Source organism: Mesorhizobium sp. C399B, assembly GCF_030323185.1.
GTDB lineage: Bacteria > Pseudomonadota > Alphaproteobacteria > Rhizobiales > Rhizobiaceae > Mesorhizobium.
Window position 1 is genome coordinate 5908543 of sequence record NZ_CP100472.1, and the last position, 16706, is coordinate 5925248.

The following is a 16706-nucleotide window of genomic DNA, read 5'->3' on the forward strand; positions in this document are numbered from 1 at the left end:
AAACTGGCATCGACAGCCGATACAGCCGGCCCGGCAACAACGAGGTGATGATGGCGCCGTTCAAGGTCGATCCCGACAAGGTTCATGAATTCCCCGATCCCGACAGTTTTTACGCCTGGCTGCGCGAAAATCATGCCGGCGAGAGCGAGGTCTGGATCAAGGTCCACAAGGTCGGCTCGGGCCTCGCCTCGATCACGCCGAAGCAGGCCATCGACGTGGCGCTGTGCTTCGGCTGGATCGACGCCATACGCAAGCCGCTCGACGACAAGAGCTTTCTGCAGCGCTACACGCCGCGCGGCAAGAAGAGCATCTGGAGCAAGATCAACATCGACAATGTCGCCCGCCTGGTCGAGGAGGGCCGCATGACCGAACACGGGCTGAAACAGGTCGAGGCGGCCAAGGCCGACGGCCGCTGGGACCGCGCCTATGCCTCAGGCAAGGACATGAAGATCCCTGACGATCTGCAGGCCGCCATCGACGCCGAGCCGAAGGCGAAGGAGATGCTGGCAAAGCTTTCCGCCCAGAACCGGTTCGCGCTGGCGTTTCGAACGCACAACATGAAGACGGAGGCGGGGCGCAGGAAGAAGATCGAGGCTTTTGTCGAGATGCTGAAGCGCGGCGAGACGATCTATCCGCAGAAGCGGTGAGGCGACGGCAAGCGGCTGCCATGGCGCGCGCAGCTAAAAACCGGCGTGTGAGGCTCTGGCCTCCCTTTCTCGGACATAACGTGTTGTTTTTACGGTATTTTCCACTCGGCGTGTGGGTGATAGCTGCGATAGTGGAAAAAACATAGCAACATATTGTTAATCAAGAGTTTTCCACTATGTTGACTTGATCCTGGCTTGAGAGTGGAAAACGATGCTGAGAGAGTTGACCGGCGAGCAGCGGCGCCAACTCATAGATACGCAACAGGTCTACGAGGCCTGGCAGCGTGCTGATGACCAGCGCCAAAGGCGCTTTGCAGGCAGCATGCGCTGGGTTGAGCGCAGCGGTGCTGAATACCTGCTGCGGAAGGTCCGGCAGGTCGAGAATTCACTCGGGCCGAAAAGCAGCCAGACGGAGAAGGCGTTCGCTGCGTTTTCCGAGGGCAGGGTGCAGAACAAGGATCTGCTGGCAGGTCTGGCCGATCGCCTGAACGGCCTGGCGAAAGTCAATGTGGCAATGGGGTTGGGCAGGGTACCGGCCATCGCCGCACGGATATTGCGGCGGTGCGCCGAAACAGACCTGCTGGGCAAGCAGTTGCTGGTCGTCGGCACGAATGCGCTGTTCGCTTACGAGGCTCTGGCGGGCGTCCAGATCACCAGCGGTCTCACGGCAACCGGCGACATCGACCTGCTCTTCGATTCCCGACGTCGCATCAGCTTCGTGACCGGCGAGAGGGTAAGCCAGTCCGGCCTGATAGGCGTGTTGCGTAAAGTGGACAGGTCCTTCAAGCCGCTCCAGCCCCGGGCCTTCAGGGCAGCGAACCGTGATGGCTATCTGGTCGACCTGATCCGTCCGCAGGCAAGACATGTCCTCAAGAACAACGCCACTACCTCGATTACACAGCTTGCCGACGACCTCGACAGCGCACCCATGGAGGGGCTGCAATGGCTCATCAACGCCCCGAAGGTGGAGGCTGTGGCGATCGATGAGCGTGGCTATCCCGTAAGCATACCGACGGTCGACCCTCGAATGTTCGCTCTGCACAAGGCTTGGCTGGCCACGCGGCCTGATCGGTCTGCGGTCAAGGCAGTGAGAGATCGTGAACAGGCGGAAGCGGCTGCACGCATTGCCACGGGCTATCTTGCGCTTCCGCTGGACAGCGAGCATCTCAAAGGGCTTCCGGGGGCACTGCTGGACGCTGCCGCCGCAACGCTCTCTCTGCCTGGCCCGAGCGGCTTTTCCGAAGACTCTCCAATTGAGCCCGACTGGTAGCGGCCGCGCTAGCACGCCATGCTACGAAAATAGCATTCTCGCCTCGCGAAATGTGATGCTACGGTTCCCGGCGCACCCAGGGCGGAGGGGTTGCCAAGAGGAGAAGTGGCGGGCGCTGGCCCGGATTTCAGCGAGAACCGGACGGAACTGTTGAACCATTGCAAGGCCGCCGCGTTTTCCAGCGTCGGCCACAAGGGAGGAACCACCTGTGAAAGCATCCTATCTCGTCTCAGCCGCGCTGCTTGCGGCGACTGCGATGCCGGCGGCGGCCGGCGAAATTTCCGACGGCAAGGTCAAGATCGGCATCCTCAACGACCAGTCGGGCGTCTATGCCGATTTCGGCGGCAAATGGTCGGTCGAGGCCGCCAGGATGGCGGTCGAGGATTTTGGCGGCAAGGTGCAGGGCGCGCCGATCGAGATCGTCAACGCCGATCACCAGAACAAGCCCGACATTGCCTCCAACATTGCGCGCCAGTGGTACGACACCGAGCAGGTCGACGCGATCATGGAACTGACGACATCCTCGGTGGCGCTCGCCGTCCAGGGGTTGTCCAAGGAAAAGAAGAAGATCGACATCGTTACCGGAGCGGCATCGGCCGACCTGACCGGCAAGCAATGCTCGCCCTACGGTTTCCACTGGGCTTACGATACCCACTCGCAGGCGGTCGGCACCGGCGGCGCGCTGGTGCAGCAGGGCGGCGACAGCTGGTATTTCATCACCGTCGACTATGCCTTCGGCTATTCGCTGAAGGAGCAGACCTCAAAGGTTGTTGAGGCAAGCGGCGGCAAAGTGCTGGGCGAGGTGCGTTACCCCTTGGGATCGACGGATTATTCCTCCTTCCTGCTGCAGGCGCAGTCCTCCGGCGCCAAGGTTATCGGCCTTGCCAATGCCGGCCTCGACACCTCCAATACCATCAAGCAGGCGGCCGAGTTCGGCATCGTCGCCGGCGGCCAGCGGCTGGCAGCCCTTCTGTTCACGCTTGCCGAGGTGCACGGCCTCGGACTGCAGGCGGCGCAGGGCGTGGTGCTCACCGAAGGGTTTTACTGGGACCGCGACGACAAGAGTCGCGACTTCGCCGGGCGCTTCTTCAAGCGCACCAACCGCATGCCCAACATGATCCAGGCCGGCACCTATTCGGCGGTGCTGCAATATCTCAAGGCCATCGACAAGGCCGGCACCGACGAGACCGAGGCGGTCGCCAAGCAACTCCATGAAATGCCCGTCGACGACATCATCAACGCCAACGGCAAGGTACAGGCCGACGGCTCGATGGTCCACGACATGTATCTCTACCAGGTCAAGAAGCCCGAGGAGAGCAAGAAGGACTGGGATTACTACACCTACCTTGCGACCATTCCGGGCGACAAGGCCTTCATCAAGGCTGAAGACAGCGGCTGCCCGCTCGTCACCAAGTGACGCTGGCGCAAGCCGTGGCCGTCCAGCCGGACGGTGCCGAAATCAAGCCGCGGGTGGTGCTCTCCGCCCGCGGCCTGCGGCGCGACTTTGCCGGTTTCGTCGCCGTCAACAATGTCGACCTCGACGTCCATCACGGCCAGATCCATGCGCTGATCGGGCCGAACGGCGCCGGCAAGACGACAATCTTCAACCTCTTGACCAAGTTCCTGCAGCCGAGCAGCGGCAGGATCGAACTGTTGGGCAACGACATCACCCGCACCGCGCCGGCCAGGGTGGCGCGCATGGGCCTCGTCCGCTCGTTCCAGATATCGGCGATCTTTCCGCATCTGAGCGTGCTCGACAATGTCCGCGTCGCCTTGCAGCGGCCGAGCGGGCTCGGCTTCCAGTTCTGGCGCTCGCTGGCCACGCTTGACCAACTGACGCCACGGGCGCGCGAACTGCTTGCCGTCGTCGGTCTCGACGATGTCGCGCATCGTCCGGCCGGCGATCTCTCCTATGGCCGAAAGCGCGTGCTCGAGATCGCCACCACGCTGGCACTCGACCCGAAAGTGCTGCTGCTCGACGAGCCGATGGCCGGCATGGGGCACGAGGATGTCGGCGTCATTTCCGGCATCATCCGCTCGCTGGCAACGGACCGCGCCGTGCTGATGGTCGAGCACAATCTCACCGTCGTCGCCGACCTTTGCGACTGGATCACCGTCATGCAGCGCGGCCAGGTGCTCGCCGCCGGCGATTACGCAACGGTGAGCAAGGACGAGCGCGTCAGGATCGCTTACATGGGGACCGAGCAGGGGGACCGAGCATGAGTGAGCCGATGCTTGCCGTGCGCGATCTCCACGCTTGGTATGGCGAGGGCCATGCGCTGCATGGCGTCAACCTCGACGTTTTTCGCGGTGAGACGGTGACGCTGCTCGGCCGCAACGGTGTCGGCAAGACCACAACGCTGCGCGCCATCATGGGGCTGGTCCGCAAGCGCAGCGGCAGCGTCGCCTTCGACGGCAGCGACCTGATGCGCCTGCCGCTGCATCGTGTTGCCCATCGCGGCATCGGCTTCGTGCCGGAGGAACGCGGCATCTTCGCCACGCTCACCGTCGACGAAAACCTGATCCTGCCGCCGGTGGTGGCCAAGGGCGGCATGAGCGTCGAGGAAATCTTCGATCTCTTTCCCAACCTCAAGGAGCGCCGCAACAGCCCCGGCACCAAACTCTCCGGCGGCGAACAGCAGATGCTGGCCATCGCCCGCATCCTGCGGACGGGCGTGCAGATGCTGCTGCTCGACGAGCCAACCGAAGGCCTGGCGCCGGTCATCGTCCAGCGCATCGGCGAACTGCTGGCGACCTTGAAAAAGCGCGGCATGACCATCCTGCTCGTCGAGCAGAATTTCCGCTTCGCCGCGCGCATCGCCGACCGCTTCTATCTGATGGAGCATGGCAAGGTGGTGGAGGGTTTTGCCGTAAGCGAGCTTGCCGCTCACACGCAACAGCTGCACGAGGTGTTGGGGGTATGATGACGACAGCCCACGGCAGTACCCCGACCCCGCTGCTGCGCAGCGACCCTCCCCACAAGGGGGAGGGTGGAGGGCCACCGCCCTACCTCCCCCTTGTAGGGAGGTCGGACCGAAGGTCCGGGTGGGGTACGTGCCGCACAGACGCATCCCGCTTGCAACACCCTCGGTGACGCCATGACCATGATCTTCGGCATCCCCGTCCAGGCCTTGCTCGGCCAGATGCTGGTCGGGCTGATCAACGGCTCCTTCTACGCCATGCTGAGCCTCGGCCTGGCCGTCATCTTCGGCCTGCTGCGGATCATCAATTTCGCCCATGGCGCACTCTATATGCTCGGCGCCTTCATCGGTTACCTGCTGCTCGTCCATCTCGGCATCGGCTACTGGCCGGCGCTGCTCCTGGTTCCGCTCATCGTCGGCGTCTTCGGCATGGCGGTCGAGCGCGTGGCGCTGTCGCGGCTCTACCGCCTGGATCCGCTCTACGGGCTGCTGTTCACCTTCGGACTGGCGCTGGTCATCGAAGGCGTGTTCCGTTTCTACTACGGCGTGTCGGGCAACCCTTATGCCGTTCCGGCGCAGCTTGCCGGCGGCACCAATCTCGGCTTCATGTTCCTGCCCAACTATCGCGGCTGGGTGGTGGTGGCCTCGCTCATTATCTGCATCGGCACCTGGCTCCTGATCGAAAAGACCAGGCTCGGCTCCTATCTGCGCGCCGCGACCGAAAATCCCGAGCTGGTGCAGGCCTTCGGCGTCAACGTGCCGCTGCTGCTGACGCTCACCTATGGGCTCGGCGCGGCGCTCGCCGGCCTTGCCGGTATTCTCGCCGCACCCGTCTATCAGGTCAGCCCGCTGATGGGCTCGGATCTCATCATCGTCGTGTTCGCCGTCGTCGTGGTCGGCGGCATGGGCTCGATCCTCGGCGCCATCGTCACCGGCTACATGCTCGGCCTCGCCGAGGGCCTGACCAAGGTGTTCTATCCCGAGGCGTCGAACCTCGTCGTCTTCGTCATCATGGCGGTCGTGCTGCTCCTGCGCCCCGCCGGCCTGTTCGGAAGGGACGCCTGAGATGAGCGAGGCAGCCCTTCACGACCAGCGCACCGCCGCCTCCGTGCGGCTTGAGCGGGTATTGCTGGCATTGGCCATACTGGCGCTGATAGCCGCGCCCTTCTTCGTCTATCCGATCTTCCTGATGAAGATGCTGTGCTTCGCGCTGTTTGCCTGCGCCTTCAACCTGCTGCTCGGCTACACCGGGCTGCTGTCGTTCGGCCACGCCACCTTCTACGGCGCCGCCGCCTATTTCTGCGCCTACGCCGTCAAGGCATGGGGCTGGCCGCCCGAGGCCGGCATCCTGCTCGGCACCGCCGGCGCGGCCGTGCTCGGCCTGGTCATGGGCTTCCTCGCCATCCGCCGGCAAGGCATCTATTTCTCGATGATCACGCTGGCGTTGGCGCAGATGTTTTATTTCTTCTGCGTCCAGGCGCCGTTCACCGAAGGCGAGGACGGCATACAGGGCGTGCCGCGCGGGCATCTGTTCGGCATCGTCGATCTCAACGTCACGCTCAACATGTATTTCGTCGTGCTTGCCGTCTTCCTCATCGGCGTCTTCGCCGTCTGGCGCATCGTCAACTCGCCCTTCGGCATGATCCTGCGCTCGATCCGCGAGAACGAGAACCGCGCCATCTCGCTGGGCTATTCGGTCGGCCGCTACAAGCTCGCCGCCTTCGTCATGTCGGCAGCCCTTGCCGGGCTTGCCGGCGCCACCAAGGCGATCGTCTTCCAGTTCGCGACGCTGACCGACGTCACCTGGCAGATGTCGGGCGAGGTGATCCTGATGACGCTGCTCGGCGGCATCGGCACCATGGTCGGGCCGGTCGTCGGCGCTGGCCTCGTCGTCGGGCTGGAAAACACGCTCGCCACCTCCGGCTTCCCGGTGACCATCGCCACCGGCCTGATCTTCATGATCTGCGTGCTGGTCTTTCGCCGCGGCATCGTCGGCGAGATTTACGCGCGCTGGCTTTCACCAGGCAATGGCCGCGATCAATAGGTGATGGTCACCACCACCGTGTCGGTGTAGACGCCGGCCGAGGGCGTCGTCTGCGGCGGCACGCGGCCATAGACGGTGAGCGCCTGGGCCGTACCGGTTCCGGTGCCGGCCACCGTGCTTCCCGGCGTTCCGGCGTCACCCCAGGGCTGCGAGCGCGCCAGATCCTTGTAGAGGCCGTAGGTGACCCTCTCGGCGCCCTTCGACATCTTGCGATTGGTCGGTGTGCCCCCTGTCGTGCCGCCATTGAGGGAAACCGTGTACGCGGTCGACGGGGTGCAGGTGACCGTAACCTGGCCGGCGGCATCGGCATTGGCGTCGAGCACCCCCTTGGGGCCGAAATCGATGTTCTGGGTGGCGACCAGGCAGTTTGCCGCGACCGTGGCGTTGATGGTGAAGGTCGGACTGGTGCCCAAGTTGCCCGCGCCGGTGTTGCAGCTGCTGCTCAACAGGGTTGTCCGGGAGCGGAACTCGAGTTGCCCGCCCGAAAATGTCGACAGATAAGTGCCCGGCGGAACGGTCGCCTGGCCGCCGGGAACCCGGCCATAGAGCGTCAGGGTGTCGATTGAGTTGCCGAAGAGATTGGGGCTCAGCAGCAGCGGTGGCGGGCGCGAGGCATAGGCCCAGTTATAGGTGCCCCAGACAACGCTCATTGCGGGGTCCGAATAGAGTTGATAGTTGAGGCTGTTGACGCCGCTCGCCATCTGCCGGGCCGCCGCCGAGGTTGCACCGCCGGTGCCGGCGGCAATATGCGGACAGACCAGGACGGGCAGCAGCAATGGCAAACTGCCGCTGCAAGTCGCGGTGAAGGTGGCTGTCGATGTCGCCGCGGTGCCCGACAGCGTGTCGATGATGCCGAAATTCAAACTGGTGACGGTGTAACTGCAGCTCTGCGCCCGGGCGAGCGACGGGAGCAGCACCAGCAGCAGGGCGATGATTACGGCGCGCAGCATTTTTCCTCCAGCTCTCATTGGCACACCACGTTCCCGATCACCACTTGCCGGCCGCGCGCCGCCTCGAAGGGAAACTCTGCCCGGCATGAACCGCCGTCAGCGCGCTCGACCTGCACTGAATTCTGCTTGCCGAGGCCCTTGATATAGGCCTGCCCGTCATAGCCGACGACGAAGTCTTCGGTGCCGCCATCGACGCGTCCCGACAGTCCGGCTTCGAGCGGCGTTCCGCTCGAGTCGACCAGCGTCACCAGCGCGGCCTGCGCCGCCTCGGACACGCCGAACTTCAGCACGACGCCGTTGCGGTCGGCTGGGACGACGGTCTCCTTGGTAGCAGGGACATCCGCGTCGACTGGTAGATTCTTCGGGTCGATGGAGACCGTGTTCAGCTCATAGGAGTTGAGGCCGGTGACCAGGATGCGGCCTTTGCTGTCGGTCCTGCCTACCGGCCGGTTCTGATGCAAGACCTCGACATCAGGCGTGCCGACATCGACGACGGCAAAGGCATCGTCGATGCGGTTGGTGGCGAACACCCCGCCGCCTGCGACCGCAATGGCGCCGTCCATCTGACCGGTCACGCGAAAGTCCTTGTCGAATTGCTGGGCGCCGGCCTCAAAACGCGCAAACGACGCGCGGTAGCTCACCGCTGCCGAACGGTTGGGAACCTCGCCTTCGGAGGTGCGCAGCCGCCAGCCGATGCTGCCGTCCTCGGCCCGCTCCGATTTGGCGAGGTCGGCCACGACATTGAGGCCGTCAGGCCCATGCTCGACACCCGTCGACGCCATGACGTCGTCATTGAACGGGATCGAAATCCCCGCAAAGATGCCATAACTGTCGCCGTCGTCGAGATCGGCGAAGGCCGTGGCATAGAGCGTGCTGCGCTTGAAGATCTCCTGACTATAGGAGAGGCCGACGATCTGGCTGGTCTCGCCTTCGGCATCCTTGAGGTGGGTATAGGAGAAGTTGAGGCTGGAGAAGTTGATCGGCATCGGCACGCTGAGCGTCACCTGGTCGACCGCGCGCGGCACGCCGGCGCTGAAACGGGTGAAGTCGTCGGGGTCGAGAACCGGCTCCGCCGTCACCGAGGCGATGTCTTCATAGCCGCCAAAGGCCCGCTGCATGTGGGCGTTGATCGCCCAGCCGTCATAGCCGAATTCGACACTGGCATCGACCAGCGAGCCGGTGCGCCGGTCATGATGGCTGCCGGCGACCGCCAGCGAAGCCGCGCCATATGCCCCGAGCGGGAAGGCAGCACCTATGCCGCCATTGATCAGATCGGCGCCGCCCTCGGCATGGGCTTCCAATGTCAGCCGGTCGGTCACGCCGTAACGCGCGCTGGCGACCCCCATGACGCGGCCGTCATAATCGTCGGAGGAGATGCCGAAATTGCGCCGCGCCATCCCTGCCTCGACGGAAAAGTCGAGCAGTCCCTGGCGCAGCAGCATGCTGGAGGCATAGAACGGCAAGGTGGCCGTGGTCTCGCGGCCGAGGCTGTCGCGCAGCACCACCTGCGCCTGTCCGGCGCCCGTGAACACCGGCAGATTGGTGACCTGGAACGGCCCGGGCTGGATGTCGCCGGAATAGGTGCGCACGTTCTGCGTGTAGACCTCGAGCGTCGACGGCACCGCCGCCGTGCCGCCGAAGGAGGGCAGGGGTAGCGTCACCAGGTCCGATCGCAGGTGGAAGTTGCGTTGCGCCTGGATGCCGCCGAGATAGATCGGACGCGTCCACGACAATCCACCGGAGATGAAGTCGCCGGCGCGGTAGGTCATCAGCCGGTCGGGGTCGGAATAGCTCCATGTCGTGTTGAGCCGCGTGAAGCCGCCCAGCCTGCCGTCGGAATAGCCGGCGATGAAGGATTGGCTGAGCGTTCCATAGGGGCTGAACGCGCGCGCATCGAAGCCGCCGGAAACGCCTTGGAACAGCTCGACGTCCTTGTCGAACAATGTGTTGGAGCTGGCAAACAGCGAATAGTTGAGAACCGCGCCCAAGCCCGATTGCGGCGCCGGCCGGTCCTGCAAGCGCAAGCCGAGATCCACCATGCGCGCCTCGCGGCTGTCATTGGCGGCGGTGACGTAGAGGCGCTGGGCTACCTCATCGATCCGAAACGAAACGTCGGCCAACTGGTCGAGCCTGACCAGGCCGCCGGCGTCGGCTATGTCCTCCGGCGGTTTCAGGCCGACCTCCTTCAGCTCTTGGGGCGCCGCCGCCAGCCCACCATCCGGCATCTCGATAAAATTGCCGACCAGCTTGGTCGAAACGTCGTTGATGAACACCTCGAGATAGAGGCTGCGGCCCGCTGGTAAAACGGAAGCCGGCTGTTCGAGGTTCGTCACGGCCGGAAATTCCTGCGAACGCACCGCCAAGCAAGGTGTGAAAGTCGCAACCGCGACGATGACAGCGACGCTACTTGCCCTTGACGGCAACGTTGGCATCGAAGGGTCCAAGATCGCTCTGTGCCTTCAAAAGCACGGAGCCCGCGGACAGTGATTTGCCGCTGCCGATCGGCCACTGCATGGTCGCGCCGCCCAGGACATAACCGACGAGCCCGTTTCGGTTGCCGAGCTTTTTGCCGTTCTGGGTCAGGGATAGGTTGGACAAGCGGAGACGACTTTCACCGGTATTGCTGGCTGTCAGCACAAGACTGCCGCCCTTGCGCGAAACACTCCAGGCGACTGCCGGCGCGGCCGCATCGGCGTCGCGGAAAAACACCGGCACGGAGTAGCGCAGCGCGAGCGCGACCGTACCGGCCTTCTTGCGCGACGGGTCGGGTAACTCGTCGACGATGACGCGGTAGCTTTCCTCGGCCCGCACCGGCGCCTTGCTGACGCGCACGACGCGAACCACGTATTGGGCATTGGGTCCGAGTTTGGTCGATGGCGGGCTGGCGACGACGTCGGTAGTCGGCGTCAGCGTCTCGATCCCGCCAGCCTGGCTCCAGGCGAAGACGCGTATCTGCACATTGATCGGCCGCTTGGGGTCATCGTTGCTGAGGTTGAGAACCGCCGAGGCGTCGGGCGAGATCAGCTCGAGACCTGTCGGCGCCACCCTGAGCGAAGCGGCTTGTGAGAGACCGGCGCACAGCAACAGAACAGCCGTGGCTCCGATGCGTGAAAGCATGGATCGCATGATCGTCCTCGTGTTGGTATCGATTGTCAGTACGTTATGGTGATCGCAACGGTGTCGGTGTAGAGGCCCGCCGCCGGTGTCGTCTGCGGTGGAACACGCCCGTAGACCGTCAGCGGCTGAATGGCGCCGTTGCCGGTTCCGCCGACCGTGTCGGTGGGGATCGTGGTGCCCCAAAGCTGCGTCCGGGTGCTTTCCCTGTAGATGGTGTAGTCGATCGTCGCCGACGCCGGCCCGGTCATCTTGCGAACAGCAACCGTTGCGCCCGCGCCCGCTCCGGCGCTCAGACCAACATTGTAGGACTTGCCGGTCGTGCATTGCACGTTGATGGTGCTGGTCTGGTCGACATTCGCATCAATGACACCGTGCGAGCCGAAATCGAGATCGCTCGCCGTCTGCACCTTGCATTCGTCGGTAATCGTGATGCGGACATTCATGCTGCCCGTCGCGGTCGCGGCGATCGCGGGCAGGATGGGAAGCAGCGACGCTCCCGCCAGCAGCGCATATTTCAGCAATCTCATGCGTGTTTCCTCCGTCGGGCAGACCGTTCCTCGCAACACAGTCTTGACCCGGATTTCACTCCTACAGCTCCTCCGTTGCATGCTTCGCAAGACATCAACGATACAGTAATGTCATAAGCGAACTGTGCAATGATTATTACAACTTAGATTCGGATTGCGACAGCGAATAACTTCGGTATGTATCGGATAATTTTGGTTAATATTTCGTTAACAGAGATGAAATGGACATTTTTCCGAAGTGAAAGTTTGTCTGTCGAAAATTTATTTTGCTTCTCGTGCCGAAAAGGCGAAATATCTGGCAAATCATCTTGATTTTGTAGAGTCTCACCTGTCGTCCTTTATTATCGATATTTCGCGGCGTGCACCGGCGCCAAGCAGCCATCGCCATAGCCGCGCCGGTAGCTGTTCGCGCCTGTCCAAGCCTTGCGGTCGTGCTGACAGGGCCGCATTCGCCAAAACCGTGTTCCGCCCGGCCCAAGCATGGCCGTCCCGGCTGAGATAAATCCACCGCCGTCGGATCGCGGCGAAACACATGCGAATCGTTCTTGCCACGCTGGCCCGGATTTCCTTCGGCGGCGCATCGGCCGGACGGGAGATGCGCCTGTTGTCCCTTGGAGCCATGATCCACGACCGGCAGCCGCGCGGACCGGCTGCCAGACGTCAGAAAAGGAAGAACGATGAAGAAGACCTATGAAAAGCCACAGCTCGAAAAGCGCCAGAAGCTGTCGCGTGTGACCGCTGTCGCCGGCCCATCAGTGACCAGTGAGAGCTGACGCCGTCGACCGGCATCGAACCACCAGCGGACAAGGAGAGCAGTCATGGATCAGCATGCGAACTCGTCACCCGGCTTCAGGCGCAATCCGGGCAAGGTGATCACCGTCGAGCCCTTCACCGGGCGTGTCGTCGTGTTTGCAAACGGCACCATCATCGCTTCCTCGGCAAAAGCCAAAATGGTGACCGAGCCGCCCCATCCCTTCTCCTTCTACATCCCGTTCGAGGACATCGACTTCCGCAAGCTCAAGAAGACGGAGCGGTCGACGCTGTGCCCCTACAAGGGTGACGCCAGCTACTGGAACGTGCTGCCGGCGGGTGAAACCGGCAACGACGCGATGTGGGCCTATGAGCAGCCTTTCGACGAGATGACTGAAATTCGCGACCACGGCGCCTTCTACCCACACCGGGTCACCATCGACGCCGCGCCGCGCTGAGCGCGTCATGCCTGTCGCCCAAAAGTGCCCAGCGTTTTTGGAGCCGACGACAGGCATGAACAGAGGAATTTTTCAGATCAGCCAAAGCTGTCCTCACCCGGGGGCGCAGCGGTTTTGCGGCAACGGCATGCCGAAACGAAGACAAAAGGTCATGGACGAAAAGCAGAGAGCAATTCTCGACGAAATCCCGCGCCTGCGCCGCTATGCGCGCTCGCTGCTGCGCGACCGCGATTCCGCCGACGATCTCGTCCAGGACTGCCTGGAGCGGGCGCTGCTGCGGCTGGACAACTGGCAGACGGGAGAGAGCCCGCGAAAATGGCTGTTCACGATCATGCATCATCTGTTCATCGACCAGATGCGCAAGGTGAACCGGCGAGGCGAGGCCTCGATGCTGCCGCTGGAGGCCGGCGAGGTGCAGGCCTCTCCCGCCGACCAGCTGGAGAATGTCGCGGCCCGCGAGATCATCGACGCGCTGCAGGCGATCAGCCCCGACCGCCGTGCCGCGCTGACCATGGTCGCCATCGAGGGCTTCTCCTATGCCGAGGCCGCCGAGATGCTCGGCGTGCCGGCCGGCACGCTGATGTCGCGCATCGCGCGCGGCCGTGAGGAACTGCGCGGCCTGCTCGAGGACAATGCGCGCCGCCGCGCGATAAGGATCGTCGAGCCAGGCCCGGGCAGGGCGGTTCCAATCAGGGCGCCAATGGCATGACGAGCCCCAATCGCATGATGACGCCTTACGGCATGGTCCGGCACGATTGCAGGCCTTGTCCGCACTGTGGGCGCGGCGCACCCGGTAACGGTTTCTTCTCTGCTTGCGTGCATAGTGGCGGCGACGGAGTGAGCGAAACCAGGGCATGGCTGAAGAGAAAATACGCAACGGCGAATTCTGGGCGCTTGCGCTCGAACGCGCTCATCTCGGCGTATGGGACTGGGATATTTTGAGCGGCGACTGTTTCTATTCGCCAACCTGGTCGCACATGCTGGGTTATGAGGATGGCGAGCTTGCCAACAGCGACGACCTCTGGCTGAAGCTGACGCATCCCGACGACCGCCAGCGGGCGCTGGCCAGCGGAGAGCGGCACATTTCCGGCCTGACCGCCTCGATCGAGACCGAGCTACGCCTCAAGCACAAGGACGGCCACTGGATCTGGGTGCTGGACCGCGGCGGCATTGTCGAGCGTGACGAGACGGGCAGGCCGGTCAGGCTGATGGGCGTGCAGACCGACATCAGCCGGCAGAAAGAGGCGGAAGCCGAACTGGAGCGGGTCAATGTGCGCTTTCGCCTGGCGCTGGCGGCCAGCGGCACCGGCATCTGGCATCACGATATCGACGCCAACAAGAGCTATTGGGACGCCCGCACCAGGGAGATATTCGGCCTGGTCGCCGACACCGACGAGGTGGCTGCCGACCTTTGGCATTCCTATCTGCACCCCGACGACAAGGATGCCGCAGAGCGCGCCCATCTGGCGCCGCTTTCGACCGACGGCGTCGTCGCCGCGCAATACCGCATCGTCAGGCGCGACGGCGAAATCCGCCATGTCGAATCGCTGGTGCGCTTCATCGCGGCGCCCGAGACGGCGGGCCAGATTCTCGGCACCGTGCGCGACATCACCGAGGACAAGAAGCGCGAGCGGGAACTCGCCTACGCCGCTCACCACGATGCGCTGACGGGCCTCTTGAACCGTGCCGCCTTCGACCGGCTGCTGGCCGTGCACATCGCCACCGAGCGGGCTTTGCCGCTGGCGGTGTTTTACGTCGATCTCGACTACTTCAAGGCGCTCAACGACTTCGCCGGCCACGCCGCCGGCGACCTGGCGCTGAAGGGTGTGGCCGCCGGTATTCTGGGCTGCCTGCCGGCATCGGCGCGTGCCGCGCGCCTCGGTGGCGACGAGTTCGCGCTGCTGGTGCCCAATTGCCAATCGGCCAAGGCCGAGGCGCTGGCCGGCGCCATCCTTGCGGCGGTCCGTGACGCCGACCTCGGACTGCCGGTGACCTCGCGAAAACTCGCGGCCAGCATCGGCATCGCCTTCGTCGAGGACACCACCACCACGGTTGCCGATGCGTTGGCCTGCGCCGACGACGCCTGCTATGCGGCCAAGGCGGCCGGGCGCAATCGCTTCGCGGTGTTTTCGGCCGATGCGGCGTCGGGCTCCGGCGGCCTCAACGCTGCGCGTGTCGCCGCCGACACTGTCGACGCCATGGATGACGGGCGGCTGAAACTGTTCGGCCAGGAGATCCATCTTCTGGGCCAGCCTTGGCAGGAGAGCCGCCATGTCGAGGTGCTGGCGCGGCTTGCCGGGCGCAATGGCAAGCTGATCCCACCCAACGAATTCATTCCGGTCGCCGAGCGCTTCGGCATTGCCTCGCGGCTGGACCGCTGGATCATCAAGACAGCGCTTTCGCAGCATGGCGCGGCGATGCGGTCAGGCGCCATCTTGCTCGGCTTCAACCTGTCGGCGCAGACGCTGAGCGATCCGCTGCTATGGGATTTCGTCGACGCCGTCATCGCCGAGACCGGGGCGCCGCATTCCGGCATCGGTTTCGAGATCACCGAGACCGCGGCCGTCACCAATTTCGACGCCGCCGAGCAGTTCGTGCGCAAGGCGCGCGAGCGGCAATGCCGCGTCAGCCTTGACGATTTCGGCGCCGGCATGAGCTCGTTCGAATATTTGCGGCGCTTTCCGGTCGATCAGATCAAGATCGACGGCTCGTTCATCGAGAATATCGCGGAAAGCCGTTTCGACCGCGAGATCGTCTCGGCCATAGCGGGCATCGCCAAAAGTCTCGGCTGCGCGGTGGTGGCCGAAAAGATCGAGCAGCAGGAAGCGCTCGACATTCTGCGCGGCATGGGCGTGGCCTATGGCCAGGGTTTTCTGCTGCACCGGCCGGAGCCGCTCGAGGCGATCGTCGCGCGGGCCGGCGAACAGTCACCGGCCAGCGGACAGTCGCCGGAAAAGCGCTTCGGCTGACGGCTCTCATCGCCTCGGGCTCTCGCGAATTGTCCGGCTAACCGGCGTCGGCCTTTTCCTGCTTTCGCTGCGCCGCCTCCTTCTTGCGGCGCAACACCTCATCTGTACCGACAAGGTCCTTCGAGCCGCCGGAAATGGCGGTCGAGACGACGGCGGGCGGATCGCTGGCCGGAAAACTGTCTTCGAGGCCTGATTGCAACTGCTCCTCGAGCGTCTGCGGGTTCTCGGAGCGGCCTTCGGCGCGGCGCTCGCCAACGGCTTCGACATCGCTCTTGGTGTCGGGGTGAGCGCGGGCTTCCGATATCGTCGACACCACCAGCTCGATGGCGAACTCTTTCATCGCCTCGGCTTGCGGCCCATCGACATCAGAGTCTTCGATCAGGCGGATGAGCGACTTTTCCAGGGCGCCCAGTTCCTTGACGCCCTGACACCGCGCCAGACGCTTGGTGAGCGAACCGATCAGCGCCGGGGCAAAGGTCGAATAGGCAAGCCTGCGTGTGTCGTCGACCTGCTCGGGATGAAGCTTTTGCAAGGACATAGATGCCTCCAGTCAATCAGCCGGGCAGCTTCTGCCGCTGGCCCCTCCTTAGAAAACAGAGGGGAGGGCAAGAGGTTCCATACAGTCCTCGACAGGGTCGACGAGTTCAACTCCACAGCGACGCCATGGTCAGCGACGCTTCGAATATCTGCTCCCTGTTCTCGTTCAGCATCTTGACGGTGATCCGCCGGTGGTCGCCCTCCGGAATCTCGTCGCGCGCCACATCGTGCAATATGCGCAGCGCTTCGGCTCCCGCACGCTCCCGGCTGGGAAAAAGCTGCCCCTCTTCATCAATCTGGGTCTCGGCGTTGTACAAGTCGAAGTAGAACCGTTCCATGTGTGCAAGGATCCCTGCGTGAGAACGCTAAGGCGCATCGCGGTTGAAAGGACGCAGGCGACGCGCTTCAGGTCTGTGTTTTTATGCATGTCGTTGTCTCAAAATCGGGGCCATTTTTGAGCGACATGGATTAAATCCCAACCCGCACCCATGGTTCCATGCGACTGTGTCCTGAGCA

Annotated in this window: 16 protein-coding genes; 10 read left to right on the top strand and 6 right to left on the bottom strand. The window is 63.6% G+C overall.

The genetic code is table 11. The features are described 5' to 3' along the window. The first annotated feature begins 50 nt into the window (after positions 1 to 50). From NLY36_RS28125 to NLY36_RS28155, 7 genes are all read left to right on the top strand, one after another. The gene (locus NLY36_RS28125) at positions 51 to 647 is read left to right on the top strand and encodes a YdeI/OmpD-associated family protein (protein WP_023693762.1); all 597 of its coding nucleotides are present in this window, start codon (positions 51 to 53) and stop codon (positions 645 to 647) included. A 211-nt stretch (positions 648 to 858) separates the two neighbouring features. Next, entirely contained in the window at positions 859 to 1917 is a 1059-nt protein-coding gene (locus tag NLY36_RS28130; RefSeq protein ID WP_023735411.1) for a GSU2403 family nucleotidyltransferase fold protein, read from the top strand. Positions 1918 to 2125: 208 nt separating this feature from the next. Beyond that, positions 2126 to 3334 carry an ABC transporter substrate-binding protein gene (locus NLY36_RS28135; protein WP_023689847.1) on the top strand — a complete coding sequence of 403 codons (1209 nt, stop codon included), beginning with the start codon at positions 2126 to 2128 and terminating at the stop codon, positions 3332 to 3334. A 14-nt stretch (positions 3335 to 3348) separates the two neighbouring features. Further along, a complete protein-coding gene (locus NLY36_RS28140) occupies positions 3349 to 4140 on the top strand; it encodes an ABC transporter ATP-binding protein (RefSeq protein ID WP_286461594.1) in 792 nt (263 codons plus the stop codon). After that, complete coding sequence (locus NLY36_RS28145; RefSeq protein ID WP_023693758.1) at positions 4137 to 4841, top strand: ABC transporter ATP-binding protein; 705 nt, start codon at positions 4137 to 4139, stop codon at positions 4839 to 4841. The genes NLY36_RS28140 and NLY36_RS28145 overlap by 4 nt, the downstream gene beginning before the upstream one ends. A 174-nt stretch (positions 4842 to 5015) precedes the next feature. Further along, complete coding sequence (locus NLY36_RS28150; protein WP_023685932.1) at positions 5016 to 5903, top strand: branched-chain amino acid ABC transporter permease; 888 nt, start codon at positions 5016 to 5018, stop codon at positions 5901 to 5903. A 1-nt stretch (position 5904) separates the two neighbouring features. Beyond that, complete coding sequence (locus NLY36_RS28155; RefSeq protein WP_023685933.1) at positions 5905 to 6882, top strand: branched-chain amino acid ABC transporter permease; 978 nt, start codon at positions 5905 to 5907, stop codon at positions 6880 to 6882. On the opposite strand, the gene NLY36_RS28160 is transcribed toward NLY36_RS28155, so the two are convergent. From NLY36_RS28160 to NLY36_RS28175, 4 genes are read right to left on the bottom strand one after another with little or no spacing between them, the layout of a single operon-like run. Next, complete coding sequence (locus tag NLY36_RS28160) at positions 6876 to 7832, bottom strand: Csu type fimbrial protein (protein ID WP_023735410.1); 957 nt, start codon at positions 7830 to 7832, stop codon at positions 6876 to 6878. The two genes, NLY36_RS28155 and NLY36_RS28160, sit on opposite strands and share 7 nt — an antisense overlap. Before the next feature lie 14 nt (positions 7833 to 7846). After that, positions 7847 to 10264, bottom strand: coding sequence for a fimbria/pilus outer membrane usher protein (locus tag NLY36_RS28165; protein WP_286461595.1), 2418 nt, complete (start codon positions 10262 to 10264; stop codon positions 7847 to 7849). After that, a complete protein-coding gene (locus NLY36_RS28170; protein ID WP_023715167.1) occupies positions 10236 to 10958 on the bottom strand; it encodes a fimbrial biogenesis chaperone in 723 nt (240 codons plus the stop codon). Before NLY36_RS28170 ends, NLY36_RS28165 begins: the two co-directional genes overlap by 29 nt. 26 nt (positions 10959 to 10984) lie before the next feature. Next, the gene (locus tag NLY36_RS28175) at positions 10985 to 11476 is read right to left on the bottom strand and encodes a Csu type fimbrial protein (protein WP_023685937.1); all 492 of its coding nucleotides are present in this window, start codon (positions 11474 to 11476) and stop codon (positions 10985 to 10987) included. 818 nt (positions 11477 to 12294) lie between these two features. On the opposite strand from NLY36_RS28175, the gene NLY36_RS28180 reads away from it, so the two are divergent. The 3 genes from NLY36_RS28180 (at position 12295) to NLY36_RS28190 (ending at position 15653) form a co-directional block, all read left to right on the top strand. Then, on the top strand, positions 12295 to 12684 hold the full coding sequence (locus tag NLY36_RS28180; RefSeq protein WP_023735409.1) for a DUF427 domain-containing protein: 390 nt from the start codon (positions 12295 to 12297) through the stop codon (positions 12682 to 12684). Positions 12685 to 12835: 151 nt separating this feature from the next. Further along, on the top strand, positions 12836 to 13393 hold the full coding sequence (locus NLY36_RS28185) for an RNA polymerase sigma factor (protein ID WP_023693751.1): 558 nt from the start codon (positions 12836 to 12838) through the stop codon (positions 13391 to 13393). A gap of 145 nt (positions 13394 to 13538) precedes the next feature. Further along, positions 13539 to 15653: an EAL domain-containing protein gene (locus NLY36_RS28190; protein WP_023685941.1), complete on the top strand. Its 2115-nt coding sequence runs from the start codon at positions 13539 to 13541 to the stop codon at positions 15651 to 15653. 37 nt (positions 15654 to 15690) lie between these two features. On the opposite strand, the gene NLY36_RS28195 is transcribed toward NLY36_RS28190, so the two are convergent. Both NLY36_RS28195 and NLY36_RS28200 read right to left on the bottom strand, forming a co-directional pair. Continuing rightward, positions 15691 to 16191 carry a hypothetical protein gene (locus tag NLY36_RS28195; protein ID WP_023685942.1) on the bottom strand — a complete coding sequence of 167 codons (501 nt, stop codon included), beginning with the start codon at positions 16189 to 16191 and terminating at the stop codon, positions 15691 to 15693. 106 nt (positions 16192 to 16297) lie between these two features. Next, entirely contained in the window at positions 16298 to 16528 is a 231-nt protein-coding gene (locus tag NLY36_RS28200; RefSeq protein ID WP_023671435.1) for a DUF6894 family protein, read from the bottom strand. Between the last annotated feature and the right edge of the window lie 178 nt (positions 16529 to 16706).